Origin of the sequence: Limnochorda sp. LNt, assembly GCF_035593265.1 — a bacterium.
GTDB lineage: Bacteria > Bacillota > Limnochordia > Limnochordales > Geochordaceae > Geochorda > Geochorda subterranea.
Map to the genome: position 1 here is coordinate 206,379 of NZ_CP141614.1, position 14,330 is coordinate 220,708.

Here is a 14,330-nt window from a genome sequence, read left to right on the forward strand (position 1 = left end):
AGGTCGACCCCACATGTCCGACGAGCCGCTCCTGGATGCGTTCTCCGAGGCGGTCACCCGTGCGGTGCACCGGGTCTCGCCCGCCGTGGTGCGCATCGCCAGCCGCAAGGAGAGCACCCCCTTCTACGGCCCGTGGCCGTCCCGGCGCGAGGGCATCGGGTCGGGCGTCATCGTGTCGCCCGAGGGCTTGGTGGTGACCAATCACCACGTCGTCGCCGGCGCCGAGCGCCTCTTCGCCACCCTTCGCGACGGTCGGACGCTGCCCGCGTCGGTGCTGGGCCAGGATCCGGCCCATGACCTGGCGCTGCTGCGATTGCCGGCCCAGGCGCTGCCGGTGGCCGAGCTGGGCGACTCGGAGGCGCTCAGGGTCGGGCAGCTCGTCATCGCCATCGGCAATCCGCTGGGCCTGGAGGCCACCGTCACCACCGGGGTCGTCAGCGCCAAGGGACGCACCCTCCAGACCCCGAGCGGCCTCATGGCCGATCTGATCCAGACCGACGCCTCCATCAACCCGGGCAACTCCGGGGGGCCCTTGGTAGACGCCAGGGGCCGGGTGGTGGGGATCAACACCGCGGTGATCCTGGGGGCGCAGGGGATCGGGTTCGCCGTGCCCGTCTCGGCGGTCCGCGACCTGCTGGCGCGCCACGGTCGCACCGGTGAGGCGCAGTCGGGCTGGCTCGGCATCCATGCCGTCGACCAGTGGCTCGAGGCGCCCGCGGGGCAGCAGGAGGGCCGGCTGGCCGTGCTGGTCTTGCAGGTGGCTCTCGGCAGCCCGGCCCAGCGTGCGGGTCTGCAGCCTCTCGACGTCATCGTCGCCATCGACGGCCGACCGGTCGAGGGGCTGGAGGCGCTGCGGCGGGAGTTGGGGCGCCGGGCCGCCGGTGAGCGGGTGGTGCTCGACGTCCTGCGGGGTGACGGGACGCTGCGCCTGCCGATGGTGCTGGGGCGCTACGGCGAGGTGCGAACGGCGCGATGAGCCGCACGGGACGAGCCCGCCTCTACACGCGCGGGGGCGACACGGGCGAGACGGGCCTGCTGGGTCCCCGGCGCGTGCGCAAGGATCACCCGCGGGTCGACGCCTACGGTGCCGTCGACGAGCTCAACGCCCACCTCGGCTGGGCCCGGGCCGAGTGCGCCGCGGTCCCCGTCCTGGCCGGCCTGGTGCCGGTCCTGCAACGGATACAGCGCCGCCTGCTGGACGTGGGCGCCGAGCTGGCGGTCGACCCCCAGCAGCCGGCCCCACCGGCCGTGCCCATGGTGGGAGCGGCCGACATCGCCTGGCTCGAAGCCCAGATCGACGTCCACGACGAGCGGTTGCCGGCCCTGCGCACCTTCGTCCTGCCGGGAGGAGGGCGGGCCGGAGCCGCCCTGCACACGGCGCGCACGGTGGCCCGCCGGGCCGAGCGCAGGGTCGTGGCCCTCAGTGCGGTGGAGCCCGTGCGCCCGGAGGTGCTGGCGTTCCTCAACCGGCTGTCGGACCTCCTCTTCGTGCTGGCGCGGTGGGCCAACCACGTCCAGGGCATCGGCGACATCCCCTGGAGCCCCGGGTCGGGCGACGCCGCGCCATCCCGTCCTCGGCAGGAATAGCCGGGGCCCACACGAACCTAAGCGGACGTTTGTCGAAGACCATGGCCGCGTCGTGCTGGGGCGACGGCAGGCGGAGGAGGCAACGGCCACCCTTGGATGCATCCGACGTCAAGCGGGTCGTCGTGGTGGGAAACGGGGTCGCAGGGACGCTGGCCGCCGAGACCGTGGTGCGACAGGCGGGACCCTCGGTCTCCGTGACCGTCGTCGCCGAAGAGCCCTATCCGCTCTACAACCGGGTCGCGCTGCCCCGGCTCCTGCGGGGCGACGTCCCGGAGAGCAAGGTCTTCATGCGGGACCCGCAGCACCACGTCAAGGCCGGTTACGAGCTCCTGCTCTCGACACGGGTCGTGCGGGTCGACCCGCGCGAACGGGTGGTCTACACCTCGGACGACCGCGCCCTGGTCTACGACCGGCTGCTGATCGCCACGGGCGGCAGGCCCAACGCCCTGCAGGCGTCCGGTGCGGAGACGAGGCCACGGGGCCTCGTCTACTTCCAGACGCTCGACGACACCCGCGCCATCCTGGATCTGGTCAGGGGGGCCCGAAGGGCCGTCACCGTGGGCGGCAGCTACATCGCCTACGAGTTGACGGAGGGGCTGCGCCGCCAGGGGCTCGAGGTGGTCTGGCTGATGCGGGGCCCCTACTTCCTGCGCCGGGTCCTCGACGAGGATGGCGGACGCCTGGTGGATGCCATCGCCCACGCCCACGGGGTGGAGGTGATCCACGGCGAGGAGGTCGCGCAGCTGCTGGTGCGAGCGGGGGCGGTGAGCGGCGTCGTGACGACGGCCGGGCGCACCATCGAGGCGGACATCGTGGCCTGTGGCCTGGGGCTGACCCTCAACACCGAGTGGCTGGAGGGCTCCGGCGTCGAGGTCCGCAAGGGCGTCGTCACGGACGCCTATCTGCAGACCAACGTACCGGGCATCTTCGCCGCGGGCGACGTGGCGGAGTTCTACGACGGCTTCATCGACCGCCACCATACCATGGGCACCTGGGACAACGCCTCCACCCACGGCCGCGTGGCCGCCGCCAACATGCTGGGGGCTCGCCAGCCCTACCTGGAGGTGCCCAGCTACACCAGCACGCTGTTCGACTCGACGCTGTACGTCCTCGGCATGACGACCGAGGTCGACCCCCACCTCGCGACGGTCTCCTCGCTCGACATGGAGAGCGGCAACTACCGCCGGCTCTTCTTCCAGGGCGATCGCCTGGTGGGGGCGGTCATGATCGGCGAGCGCGCCGGGCGGCGCACCCTCAAGCAGATGATCCGGGAGAAGACACCCGTGCCGGCCGGCGAGCGAGCGGCCCTGCTCCACGTGCAGTGACGGCCGGCGCGGCGCATGCGGCGGCGGGGGGCTGCCCAGCCTGGCCGAGGGGGTGGCGAGAGTGGCGGCGGAGAACGGGTCCGTGCGCACCTATGACCTGGTGGTGCTCGGGGGTGGCCCCGGCGGGTACGTGGCGGCCATCCGGGCCGCGCAGCTCGGCATGCGGGTCGCGGTGGTGGAGCGGGATCGGCTGGGTGGCGTCTGCCTCAACCGGGGATGCATCCCCACCAAGGCCATGGTCAAGGCCGCCGAGACGCTCACCATGACGCGCCGGGCCGAGCGGCTCGGGATCCGGGTCGGGGAGGCGGGACTCGACTACGCGGCCATGCTCCGGTGGCGCCAGGGGGTGGTCGAGACCCTGGTGCGGGGAGTGGAGCAGCTCATGCGGGTCAACCGCGTCGACGTGGTGCCCGGCGAGGGCCGCCTACAGGCGGACGGCCGCCTGGAGGTGGAGGGCCCGGGCGGTGGGGTCTCGGTGTTGACGGCTCCACGCCTCATCCTGGCCACGGGCTCGCAGCCGGTGAGGCTCCCCATCCCTGGCGTCGAGCTGCCGGGCGTGGTGGACAGCGACGGGCTCCTGGCCGCGACGTCCCTGCCACCCCGGCTCGTGGTCATCGGCGGCGGGATCGTGGGGTGCGAGTTCGCGAGCATCTTCCGGGCCTTGGGCTCGGAGGTGACCCTGCTGGAGCTGCTCCCGTCCATCCTGCCCGTCGCCGACGGCGAGATCTCGCGCCGGCTGGCGGCGAGCATGCGGCGGGCAGGCATCCGGATCGTGACGGGGGCGAGGGTGGAGGCCATCGAGGCCGCCGGCCCCGAGGGCCCCTGGGGACCGGTCAAGCGGGTGCGCTACAGCCACGCCACCAACCAGGCAGGCGACGCCGAGGGTGAGCTGGTGCTCCTGGCCGTGGGGCGCCGCCCGTCGTTCTCCGGCTTCCGGCCCGATCAGCTGGGCCTCGAGCTGGCCGGGGGCGCGCTCAAGGTGGACGGCCACATGCAGACGACGCGTCCCGGGATCTACGCGATCGGCGACGTCAACGGGCTCGCTCAGCTGGCGCACGCGGCCTCGGCACAGGGGCTCATCGCCGCGCAGCATGCGGCGGGGCGGCCCGGGCGCCCCTGGGGCACGTCCCCGGTGCCGTCGGCGGTCTTCACGTCGCCGGAAGTGGCATGGACCGGCCTGACCGAGGAGCAGGCCCGGGCCGAGGGCATCCCCGTCCGGATCGGCCGGTTCACCTACGGGGCCTTGGGCCGGGCCCACGTGGAGATGGAGCCGGAGGGGTTCGTCAAGATCCTGGCGCGTGCCGAGCCGCCCGGGCAGGGCGAGGTGGTGGGCCTCCACATCCTGGGCCGGGGCGCCACGGAGCTGGTGCACGAGGGCGTGCTGGCCATCCGGTTCGGCGCGACGGCGGGGGAGCTGGCCGAGGCCATCCACGCCCACCCGACCCTCTCGGAGGCCGTCGCGGAGGCCGCCCACGCCCTGGAGGGCCATCCCATCCACCTGGCGAGAAGCTGACCAGTCGGGAAGTAGCGGCCACGGGGCCCGCTCAACGGGAAGGGTCGGATCGACGGGGGCGGGAGGCCCGCCGCAGGATGTCGCTCGGGATGCGACGTCTCCCGGCGTAGCCGTCGGTGGGCCCGTGGTAGTACTGGACCGAGGGCTCGCCCAGCTTCCAGCACAGCAACACGTCCTGCCCGAAGAGCCGGGCGGGGAAGTCGACCAGGCCCACCTCCAGGTGCTTGATCTGGCACCCGTGAGAGTGGACCTCCTCGATGAGGGCCCTCATCCGCTCCACCGCGTGGTCGAGCCGCGCGGTGGCCCTGGCGTGGTCGACCGCCATGATCCACTGACCGTCGGGACCCTGCCCCACGGCCTCGCAGAGCTGGATCTCCCGGTGGGCTGCCTTGCTCTCGCGGTAGAGCCGGCGGAGCTCGGTCATGGCCTCCGTCAAGTAGGGGAGCATGGCGTTGGCATCGGCGACGGTAAACAGGCGGCGGGCCGCCACGGGGTCATCGCACCCCTTCCACATGGACATTGTACGGTGGGCCCCTCGTCGCAACAAGGGAACGTCCGGCAACGCCAGCCGGGGAAGGAAGCCGCCGGCCCTGCCAGAATCCATCCACCATGGGCACTTCTGGCCACGGGTACCCTGGCCTGGGGGCGCTGGCAGGGCGTCCCGGGTGGCGATGGCTGCTGGCGGCCCTCCTGGCCATGGCGTTGACGGCGGGCGCCGCGCCCGCCGGAGCGGCCGGGTCCCGCTGGCTCACCCTCTCGACGCCGCGGGTGCGCATCCACTTCCGTCCAGGCTACGAGGTGGCGGCCATCGAGGCGGCCAGGGCGGCCGAGGCGACCCTCGACGCGATGGCGGACCGCCTCGGTCACGCGCCCCGGGACCCCGTCCACGTCACCCTGATGGACGTGACGGACCTGTCCAACGGTTTCACCGACGTCTCCTACTACAACCGGATCGTCATCTACCCGGCCTTCCCGGTGGGCCTGGGCTACTCCACGGGCCTGAGCCCGCGCATGCGGGACTGGCTCGAGCTGGTGGTCACCCACGAGGTCGTCCATGCCGTGCACCTCGACATGGCGGAGGGGCCGGCCCGGGGCATGCGGCAGATCTTCGGCCACGTGCCGCGCTTCGCCACGCCCAACCTCTTCCAGCCGATGGCCTTCATCGAGGGGCTGGCCACCTTCGAGGAGACGCAGCTGGTCGAGGGGGGGCGGGGCGAGGACCCGCTCTACGACATGTTCTTGCGGGCGGCTGTGCTCGAGTCGGCCCTGCCCGATATCGACCGGGCCTTGGGCCTCTACGACCTCGGCCACTTCCAGCCCGGGGCCCACGTGTACCTGTACGGCTACACGTGGTTCGCCCTGGTGGCGGACCGCTACGGGGAGCAGGGCATCCGTGACCTGCAGAAGCGCTTCGCCGCAGTCTCGGGCCTGACCATGCCCGGCGAGGTGGTGCGCCGGGTCCTCGGGCAGGAGCTCGAGAGCCTGTGGCGCGAGATGCGCCAGGAGCTGGAGCGGCACTACCAGGACGAGATCGCCACCATCCGGGCCGCGGGCGAGACGGAGCCGACCCTGGTGGAGGCGGCCGCCCGATCGGGGGCCTGGGTCGCCGTGTCGCCGCGCCTCTCGCCCGACGGACGCCTGCTGGCCTATGCGGCTTCCGGGCCGTACGTCGAGGACGTGCGACTGGTGGACCTCGATACGGGGCGTGACCGGCAGCTGGCCCTGGGCCTGGTCACGGCGCCGGGCGGGCTCGACTGGAGCCGCGATGGCCGCTACGTGATCTACGCGGCGGCGGACGAGGTCGAGGGCCGGGTCTACTCGGATCTCTACCAGGTCGAGGTGGCCACCGGCCGCGTGCAGCGGCTCACGCACGGGCGGAGGGCCTACGCCCCTGCCACGGGCCCGGGAGGCCTCGTGGCGTACGCCGCCCGCGACGGGCTGACGACCCGGGTCGTGGTGCGGGATCCGACCGGTGCGGAGCGGGTCCTGTGGGAGCCGCCGCAGGGCTGGCAGCTGCTCAGCCTGGCCTGGAGCCCGCAAGGAGATCGGCTGGCGCTCGCCGTCTGGAAGCCAGGGGGTGGCTCCGACCTGCTGGTGCTCTGGCTCAGCTCGTCGCCGAGCCCCCGCGATCCGGCGGCCGGCCCCGGGGTGGCGGTGAGCCGGGTGCAGCCGGTGACCGATGACCCCTTCGTGGACGACCGGCCGAGCTGGAGCCCCGACGGGCGGCACCTGCTCTTCCACTCGGACCGAGACGGCGTGTACAATCTCTACGCGATCGACCCCGCGTCGGGGGAGACGTGGCGGCTCACCAACGTGGTGACCGGGGCCTTCGACCCGGTCATGGCACCCGATGGGCAAAGCGTCTTCTTCTCCTGGTTTTGGGCTCACGGCTACCGGATCGCCCGGCTGGATGCCTCCGCTCTGCGATGGGAGGCGGTCCAACGCCCCCGGGCTCCGGCGCCGGATGCGGCGTGGACCCCCGAGCCCAAGGACGCGGCGGCGCCCGCCGTCGACTCGCTCCCGGCGTCGTGGCGCATCGGGCCGTACACCCCCTTCGAGTCGCTGCGCCCCACCTACTGGGAGCCCCTCATCGGGGAGAGGTGGCCGGGGCCATTCCTGGGGGCGGCCACCGGGGGGCTCGACGCGGTGGGCGAGCGTGCGTACGCCCTGGCCGGCGCGGTGGGTCTGGCGACGGGGGCGCCGCTGCTCTACGCGGGCTACGCCCGGCTGCTCGGCGACGGCCGGGGTCCCGTGCTGACCCTCGAGACGTCGGTGACGCCCAAGGTCCACGCGTCGTCTCCCACGGGCGCCCAGCCGGGGGACCCCTACGACGAGGTGGCCGCCGTGGCCGCCGATCTACGCTGGCAGCGAGGGGGCTTCGGGGGCGGCTGGCAGGCGTCGGTCGGCGCCGTGCGCTCGTGGATCCGTGAGGCCTCCTCGGGAGAGCCCTGGGCCCAGAGCGGGCGCGAGACCCGGCTGGTGGCCGGCTGGCTGGGCTACCGGCAGGGCGGCGAGCACCGCTGGGCGAGCGTGCGGCAATGGTCGCTCCAGGGCGAGACCGTGCTCGAGGCAGCCGACCCCGTCGACCCGCTGGCCGCGTCGGCGCTGGTGGCGGGCTGGGGGTACGTCCGCCAGCGGATCGACGGGACATCCTTCGAGGTGCGGCTGGCAGCCGGCGTGGGCGGGAGGCAGCTCCTCCCGCCGGGCGGCGGCGAATCGGGGCCCTTCGCCGTCCGGGCGTACGACTCGGGCATCTTCTCGGCTGACGCGGTGGCCGTGGGGTTGTCGGCCGAGCGGGCCTGGCGCCTCGCCGACTTCCGCTTCGGCCTGGGCGACGCCCCGACGTTCTTCGACGACCTGGGCCTGGCCCTCTTCACCGAGGCGGCGGCGGGCTGGGACCGCGCCGATCCAAGTCGGCCGCCGGGCGCGCACCTGGCGCTGGAGCCTTCTCCGGGCTCACCCGCCCTGGGAGCGGGAGCCGAGGTGAGGCTGCGGCTCAGCCTCGACTACGGCCGGGTGGGCCTGGTGGTGCGGCTGGGATTGGCCCAGGGCTTCGCGCCGGAGCCCGAGACGCGTTGGTACCTGCGGTTGGAGGCACGCTAACATAGCGGCGGGAGGTAATCCGATGCGGGTGATCCGCCGCTGGTTCATCGCCGGGCTCGTCGTGCTCCTGCCCGTCATCGTCACCATCTGGGCGCTGGCCTTCGGCTTCAACTTGCTCGACGGATTGTGGCGCAGCCTCCTCCCCCACCTGATCGGCCGGTACGTGCCGGGGGTGGGAGCGCTGCTGACCGTCACCCTGACCGTGGCGGTGGGGGCCGTCGCCACCAACGTCATCGGGCGGCGGCTCATCGGCTGGGGCGAGAGCCTCCTGGAGCGCATCCCGGTCGTGCGTAGCGTCTACTCCACCGCCAAGCAGATCGTCGACGTCCTGGCGGGCGGGCAGAAGGCCGCCTTCCAGCGGGTGGTGCTGGTGGAGTATCCGCGGCGGGGACTCTACACCGTCGGGTTCGTCACGTCCACCGACGCGCCGGCGGCCGCGACGGAGGCGGTCGGCGAGGAGCTGTGGTCCGTCTTCGTGCCCACGTCGCCCAATCCCACCAGCGGGTGGGTGGTGATGCTGCCCAGGAGCCAGTGCAGGGTGCTCCACGTCACCGTCGACGAGGCATTTCGCTACATCATCTCGGGGGGCGTCCTGACCAACTCGACGCCGCGCCGCCCTGGCGGCCCGCCGAGCCCCAACCGTGCAGAGCCCGTCACAGGCCAAACCACTGGTAATAGTTGAGGTAGCCGGGCAGGCGCAGGAAGAAGTTGGTGTAAAGCGCCACCCCGATCAGGATGAGCAGCACGCCGCTGGCGCGCTCGACCCAGGGGCCCCACCACCCGAGCCACCGCGCGACGGCCGGCGAGCCGCGCTGCATGACGGCGGCCAGCAGGAGGAAGGGCACGGCCATGCCGGCCGAGTAGAGCGCCAAGAGCCCCATGCCGACCCCTACGGTCTGGGCGGTGCCGGCCATCACGAGGATGGAGGCCAGCACCGGGCCCACGCAGGGCGACCAGCCGGCAGCGAAGGCCATGCCCACCACGAAGGCCCCCCACGGGCCACGGATGAGGCGCCGCAGGGCGCCTGCCAGCCCTCCCTCGGACGAGGCCGGTGGCGCCTCCGCACCCGGCCCGGAGGGCAGGCGGTGCATCAGGCGTCGCTCCACGTCCAGGAAGCCCAGCCGCAACAGCCCCAGCTGGTGAAGGCCCAGGAGCACCACCAGCACCCCCGCCAGCTGGCGCAGGATGACCCGATTGGCCCAGAGATGGCGTCCCAGGGCGGTGGCCGAGGCCCCCAGCAGGACGAAGATGGTGGAGAAGCCCAGCACGAAGAGCACGCTGCGCACGATGAGGTACCACCGGCCCGAGCCCGACAGGGCGGAGCTCGACAGGTAGCCCACGTACGCCGGCATCAGCGCCAGCACACACGGAGAGAGGAGCGAGACCAGGCCCGCCGAGAAGGCCAGCGCCCCGGAGGCCGGACTCAGATCAGTCAACGCCGACACCTGCCTGTCGAGCGAACGCCCGGATCTGGTCGGCGGTCATGGCGCCCATGAAGGAGCCCCGCACGATGCCCTGCGCGTCGATGAAGTACGAGGTGGGGATGGCGAAGACCCGGTACTGGTCCGTCACGCTCATGGCGGTGTCGGCCATGAAGCGCCAGGAGTAGGAGTGCTCCGCCAGGAACGCCCGTACCTGCTCGGGGGATTCGCCGACGGCGATCCCCAGCACCTCCACCTGGTCGCGGTGGGCCGTGTAGAAGGCCTCGATCTGGGGCATCTCCTCCCGGCATGGCGGGCACCACGTAGCCCAGAAGTTGATGAGCACCGCCTTGCCCCGCAGATCCGAGAGCCTCACGGCCCGGCCCTCGAGGTCGGTCAGGGTGAAGTCGGGCGCCTGCCTGCCGATCTCGGGCAGGCCGACGGGCGCGGCGGAGGTGGTCAGGCTCGCCCCGGGCCCTTCTGATACAATGGCTTCGGGCGATGCCGCGCCGCCAGGGCCGCCCAACGGGCGGCTGGGGCCCCTGCCGGGGCCGACGTACCACACCGCGGCGGCGGAGCCCAGCACGAGCACGCCGGAGATCACGAGAGGGACGAGACGGGCCGTCAACACGGGCGACCGCATGCGGAGCCCATACCCCACCTTTCAGGGGCATTTTAGCCTACGGCCTTTCGCCGGGCAAATAGGCAGGGTAGTGCTGGTACGGGCAGGGGTAATACCACATGATCATCGTCGGGACCTCGGGTTATGCCTATGACGACTGGAAGGGTCCCTTCTACCCGCGGGATCTCAAGCCGGGCGACTACCTGGCCTACTACGCGCGCTTCTTCCGATTCACCGAGCTCAACGTGACGTACTACCGCAGTCCGTCGCCCTTCATGCTCGCGCGCGTGGCCGACAAGACCCCCGACGGCTTCGAGTTCGCGGTCAAGGCTTTCTCCGCCCTGACGCACGAGCGGGGGGACCCGGAGGAGGCGCGGCGCTTCCGCGCTGCCCTGGCACCCCTCGAGGAGCGCCGCAAGCTGGCGTGCGTGCTGCTGCAGTTTCCCAACAGCTTCCGTCCGGGGCCGCAGTCCTCCGACTACCTGCGCCGGCTGCGCGAGGTGCTGGCGGACGTCCCGGTGGCCGTGGAGTTTCGTCACCGCGGCTGGGTCGAGGGCGAGCAGGGCTTCGCGCTGCTGGAGGAGCTGGGGGCCGGCTTCGTCGCGGTGGACGAGCCCCGCATCGGCACCCTCGTGCCCCCCATCGCCCGCGCTACGGGGCCCCTGGCGTACGTGCGCTTCCACGGGCGCAACCGGGAGAAGTGGTGGCACCACCAGCAGGCCTACGAGCGCTACGACTACCTCTACTCCCCCGAGGAGCTGCAGGAGTGGGTGCCCCGCCTCGTCTCCCTGGAGGCGCAGACGGGCCGGGTCTACGTCGCCATGAACAACCACTACCAGGCCAAGTCCGTCATCAACGCGCGGATGCTGGAGGAGCTCCTGGCGGCCGCTCCGGGCCGCTGAGGGGTCAGCTCCTGCTCGAGGGCCGGGGCGACCGGCCCCGTCTCACGACGGGCCGGTGCCCCGCTGCAGCTGCTCCAGCAAGGCGTCGACGTCGACGTGCTTGGCCACCAGCTCCCGGGCGATGCGCAGGCCCTCGGTCTCCTCGGGCCGCAGCCGGCGGCTGAGCCGGCCCAGGGCCTCCACCGTCGAGTAGGTGTCGCCGGGTACCAGCAGGACGGGCACGCCCTTCTCCTCGGCCTGCTGGAGCACCTCGACGTTGGGGAAGAGCCCGCCCGTCAACACGATGACGGAGGTGCTGGTCTCCAGGGCGGCCAGCGCCAGGTCGGAGCGGTCGCCACCGGTCACGACGGCCTTGCCCGTGGCCCGGCGGAAGTAGCGCAAGGCGCTCTCGAAACTCATCGCCCCGATGACGATGTCCTCGATGGGGCGATGCAGCCCGCGCTCGCCCGCCAAGAGCTCGGCGCGCAGGAACTCCTTGACCTCGGCGGCCGTCGGCGCCGTGATCTCCAGGCGCTGCGGCACCACGCCCACCACGGGGAAGCCCAGCGACTGGAGCAGGGGCCGGTAGACGCTGAGGCTCTTCTCCCAGTTGGCCAGGGGGACGTTGTTGAAGACGTTGCCCACCACCGGCACGCCCTGGCAGCGCATGTGCTGGTTGCGGACGACCATGACGTCGAACTCCAGGTCGTCGCGCACGTGGTCCACCATGAGGGCCTGGGCGCCCAGCGACCGGGCCAGGGTGAAGGTGTCGACGCCCAGCGCTGCCCCCGCCTGGGGCGACGTGGGGCTCTCGATGAACAGCACGTCGCAGGCGGCCGCCGCCCGCTCCACCTGCTGGCGGGCCCGCTCCACGTGGCTGGGATCCGGCCGGAGCCGGGTCAGGTAGTGGGGTCCGAGGGTCAGGGCCACGCCCTCCACGGGCCCGTCGGGGATGACCGCCCGCATGAGGGCCACGTCGGGGTCGCCGCCGTCGCTGAGGACGGCCAGGTTGGCGATGGGCTTGACGTATCCGGTCTTGTAGCCGCGTTCACGTAAAGCCCCGACCAGCCCGACGCAGAGGGCGGTCTTGCCGCTGCCCGCCGATCCGGTCAACATCACCTTGTACACGCCTGCCGGGCCCCCCTTACGCAAGGGTCATCTTGACGTCGACGGCCACGTACCCCTCGCCCGAGCGATACGCGAACAACGGGTTGACGTCGAGCTCCGCCACCTCGGGAAGGTCCAGGGCCAGCCGCGCCACCCGTGCCAGCGCCTCCTGGATGGCCGCCAGGTCCGCGGGCTCGGCGCCGCGGTAGCCCCGCAGCAGCTGGTAGACCTTGGTCTCCTGGATCATCTCCTCCACGTCGGCCTGGCTCAAGACCCGGGCCAGTCGGAAGGAGACGTCCTTGAGCAGGTTGACGTAGATGCCGCCCATCCCGAAGGCCAGCACGGGCCCGAACTGGCGGTCCCGCACCATCCCGATGATGAGCTCCTGGCCTGAGGGCATCATCCGGGAGACCTCGATGCCGTAGAAGCGGTGCTGGGGCATGAGGCTGCTGACGCGCTCCTGGATCTCGACGAAGGCCTCCCGCACCGCGTCGGCCGAGGCCAGACGCAACCGCACGCCACCGACATCGCTCTTGTGGACGATCTCGGGCGAGGCGATCTTGAGGGCCACCGGGTAGCCGATGGACTCGGCGGCCGCGACGGCCTCATCCGGTGTGCGCGCCAGCGCCGCCGGCGCCACCCGGATCCCGTAGGCGGCGGCCACCTGCGCGGCCTCCGGCCCCAGCAGCACCCGCCGCCCCTCGGACCGGAGCCGCTCCAGCACGGCCCGAGCCTCGTCGGGGCGCACGTCGGCCAACCGGGTCGCGCTGGGCGACGGCCCGCGCTGGCGCCGCCTCGCGTAGCGGTACATCCCCGCCAGGGCCATGACGGCCTCCTCGGGGAAGGTGAAGCAGGGGATGCGGTGCGCCACGAGGAAGTCGGTCGCCTCCCGCACCAGCTCGCCGCCGATCATGCTGACCATGATGGGCTTGCCGGGGGCCATCTCCCTGGCGGCCAGCACGTGGCGCGCCACCTCCGGCGGGCGGGTGGGCACCTGGGGGGTCAGCAGCACCAGGATGGCGTCCACGCCAGGGTCGCGCGCGACGGCCTCGAGGGCCACGCGGTAGCGCTCGGGGGGCGCGTCGCCCACCACGTCGACGGGGTTGTAAACGGCGCACTCCGGCGGGAGCTGCTCCCGCAGGGCCTTGACCGTCTCGGGGGCGAGCCGGGCCGTGGCGAGCCCCATGCGCTCCACCGCGTCGGTGGCGATGATCCCGGGGCCTCCAGCGTTGGTCACGATGGCCACCCGGGGCCCCGCCGGGAGCGGCTGGTTGGCGAAGGCCGTCGCGAGGCTGAAGAGCTCGGTCAACGACTGGACCCGGATGACGCCGGTCTGGTTGAACGCGCACTGGTACGCCCGGTCGTCCCCGGCCAGGGCGCCGGTGTGGGAGGAGGCCGCACGGCCGCCGGCCTCGCTGGTGCCCGACTTGAGGATCAGCACGGGACGTCGCTGGGTGGCCTCGCCGACCACGTCGAGGAAGCGAGCGCCGTCCTTGACGTCCTCGAGGTAGGCGCAGACGACGTTGGTGTGGGGGTCCGAGGCGGCGTCGAGGATCAGGTCCACCTCGGTCAGCCCGGCCTTGTTGCCCAGGCTGATGAAGCGGGAGAAGCCGATGTTTTGCTGGTGGCTCCAGTCCAGGATGGCCGAGCCCAGGGCCCCGCTCTGGCTGATGAAGGCGATGCTCCCCCGTACGGGCTGGGCCGAGGCGAAGGTGGCGTTGAGCGGCGTGTGGGTGTCGATGACACCCAGGCAGTTGGGGCCCACCAGCCCCATGCCGTAGCGCCGGCAGACCTCCACCAGGGCGGCCTCCCGGCGGGCGCCGTCAGGTCCCACCTCCTTGAAGCCGGCGCTGATGACCACCAGATGGGCCACGCCGTGGCGGCCGCACGCCTCGGCCACCGGGACCACGGCCTCGGCCGGCACGACGATGACCGCGAGGTCGACCGCGGGCGCCTGCTCGATGGATGGGTAGCAGGTGAGGCCCAGGATGGTCTCGGCCTTGGGGTTGATGGGGTAGATGTGGCCCGAGTAGCCCGAGTCGATGATGTTGCGCAGGATCTGATGGCCCAGCTTGTCCGGGTTGGCCGAGGCCCCGACGACGGCGATGCTGCGAGGGCGGTAGAGCCGGGCCAGGTCAGGAGCGGGAGGCGTGCCGTTGGGGGTAGAACTCTCCTGCCGGTCGGCGGCGGGCGTCACCGTCCGATGGCCATGCTCGCGAGCGAGGTCGTCTGCGCCCATCGTCAATTGTCCCTTCCGTCACAAACTTCCCG

General features: G+C 72.4%; 12 protein-coding genes. 7 read left to right on the top strand and 5 right to left on the bottom strand.

All coding sequences use genetic code 11. The features are described 5' to 3' along the window. The first annotated feature begins 13 nt into the window (after positions 1-13). From VLY81_RS01070 to lpdA, 4 genes are all read left to right on the top strand, one after another. The gene (locus tag VLY81_RS01070) at positions 14-976 is read left to right on the top strand and encodes a S1C family serine protease (RefSeq protein WP_324669172.1); all 963 of its coding nucleotides are present in this window, start codon (positions 14-16) and stop codon (positions 974-976) included. Beyond that, entirely contained in the window at positions 973-1,587 is a 615-nt protein-coding gene (locus tag VLY81_RS01075) for a cob(I)yrinic acid a,c-diamide adenosyltransferase (protein ID WP_324669173.1), read from the top strand. Before VLY81_RS01070 ends, VLY81_RS01075 begins: the two co-directional genes overlap by 4 nt. 92 nt (positions 1,588-1,679) lie before the next feature. Then, positions 1,680-2,912, top strand: a complete 1,233-nt coding sequence (locus VLY81_RS01080) for an NAD(P)/FAD-dependent oxidoreductase (protein ID WP_324669174.1) — start codon at positions 1,680-1,682, stop codon at positions 2,910-2,912. Positions 2,913-2,973: 61 nt separating this feature from the next. Beyond that, positions 2,974-4,425, top strand: a complete 1,452-nt coding sequence (gene lpdA / locus VLY81_RS01085) for a dihydrolipoyl dehydrogenase (RefSeq protein WP_324669176.1) — start codon at positions 2,974-2,976, stop codon at positions 4,423-4,425. Between the two features lie 31 nt (positions 4,426-4,456). Here the strand turns inward: lpdA and VLY81_RS01090 are convergent, their stop codons facing one another. Next, a complete protein-coding gene (locus VLY81_RS01090) occupies positions 4,457-4,945 on the bottom strand; it encodes a DUF2203 domain-containing protein (RefSeq protein WP_324669177.1) in 489 nt (162 codons plus the stop codon). A gap of 89 nt (positions 4,946-5,034) precedes the next feature. On the opposite strand from VLY81_RS01090, the gene VLY81_RS01095 reads away from it, so the two are divergent. Together VLY81_RS01095 and VLY81_RS01100 are read left to right on the top strand one after the other, a co-directional pair. Beyond that, positions 5,035-8,028, top strand: coding sequence for a hypothetical protein (locus VLY81_RS01095; RefSeq protein WP_324669178.1), 2,994 nt, complete (start codon positions 5,035-5,037; stop codon positions 8,026-8,028). Between the two features lie 22 nt (positions 8,029-8,050). Beyond that, positions 8,051-8,710 (top strand): DUF502 domain-containing protein, encoded by a 660-nt coding sequence (locus VLY81_RS01100; RefSeq protein WP_324669180.1) that lies wholly within the window; start codon positions 8,051-8,053, stop codon positions 8,708-8,710. Here VLY81_RS01100 and VLY81_RS01105 read toward each other — a convergent pair. Together VLY81_RS01105 and VLY81_RS01110 are read right to left on the bottom strand one after the other, a co-directional pair. After that, positions 8,682-9,464 carry a cytochrome c biogenesis CcdA family protein gene (locus VLY81_RS01105; protein WP_324669181.1) on the bottom strand — a complete coding sequence of 261 codons (783 nt, stop codon included), beginning with the start codon at positions 9,462-9,464 and terminating at the stop codon, positions 8,682-8,684. The two genes, VLY81_RS01100 and VLY81_RS01105, sit on opposite strands and share 29 nt — an antisense overlap. Further along, complete coding sequence (locus VLY81_RS01110; RefSeq protein WP_324669182.1) at positions 9,457-10,092, bottom strand: TlpA family protein disulfide reductase; 636 nt, start codon at positions 10,090-10,092, stop codon at positions 9,457-9,459. Before VLY81_RS01110 ends, VLY81_RS01105 begins: the two co-directional genes overlap by 8 nt. A gap of 98 nt (positions 10,093-10,190) precedes the next feature. Here VLY81_RS01110 and VLY81_RS01115 point away from each other — a divergent pair, with 98 nt between their 5' ends. Then, positions 10,191-10,973 carry a DUF72 domain-containing protein gene (locus tag VLY81_RS01115; RefSeq protein WP_324669184.1) on the top strand — a complete coding sequence of 261 codons (783 nt, stop codon included), beginning with the start codon at positions 10,191-10,193 and terminating at the stop codon, positions 10,971-10,973. 42 nt (positions 10,974-11,015) lie between these two features. On the opposite strand, the gene VLY81_RS01120 is transcribed toward VLY81_RS01115, so the two are convergent. Beyond that, the gene (locus tag VLY81_RS01120) at positions 11,016-12,080 is read right to left on the bottom strand and encodes a phosphotransacetylase family protein (protein ID WP_324669185.1); all 1,065 of its coding nucleotides are present in this window, start codon (positions 12,078-12,080) and stop codon (positions 11,016-11,018) included. A gap of 16 nt (positions 12,081-12,096) precedes the next feature. Further along, complete coding sequence (gene acs, locus VLY81_RS01125) at positions 12,097-14,298, bottom strand: acetate--CoA ligase alpha subunit (protein ID WP_324669186.1); 2,202 nt, start codon at positions 14,296-14,298, stop codon at positions 12,097-12,099. Between the last annotated feature and the right edge of the window lie 32 nt (positions 14,299-14,330).

Coding starts and splice junctions, on each gene's coding strand:
- VLY81_RS01075 (WP_324669173.1), top strand. CDS start 973: ATGAGCCGCACGGGACGAGCCCGCCTCTACACGCGCGGGGGCGACACG.
- acs (WP_324669186.1), bottom strand. CDS start 14,298: ATGGGCGCAGACGACCTCGCTCGCGAGCATGGCCATCGGACGGTGACG.
- VLY81_RS01070 (WP_324669172.1), top strand. CDS start 14: ATGTCCGACGAGCCGCTCCTGGATGCGTTCTCCGAGGCGGTCACCCGT.
- VLY81_RS01095 (WP_324669178.1), top strand. CDS start 5,035: ATGGGCACTTCTGGCCACGGGTACCCTGGCCTGGGGGCGCTGGCAGGG.
- VLY81_RS01100 (WP_324669180.1), top strand. CDS start 8,051: ATGCGGGTGATCCGCCGCTGGTTCATCGCCGGGCTCGTCGTGCTCCTG.
- VLY81_RS01115 (WP_324669184.1), top strand. CDS start 10,191: ATGATCATCGTCGGGACCTCGGGTTATGCCTATGACGACTGGAAGGGT.
- VLY81_RS01110 (WP_324669182.1), bottom strand. CDS start 10,092: ATGCGGTCGCCCGTGTTGACGGCCCGTCTCGTCCCTCTCGTGATCTCC.
- VLY81_RS01090 (WP_324669177.1), bottom strand. CDS start 4,945: ATGTCCATGTGGAAGGGGTGCGATGACCCCGTGGCGGCCCGCCGCCTG.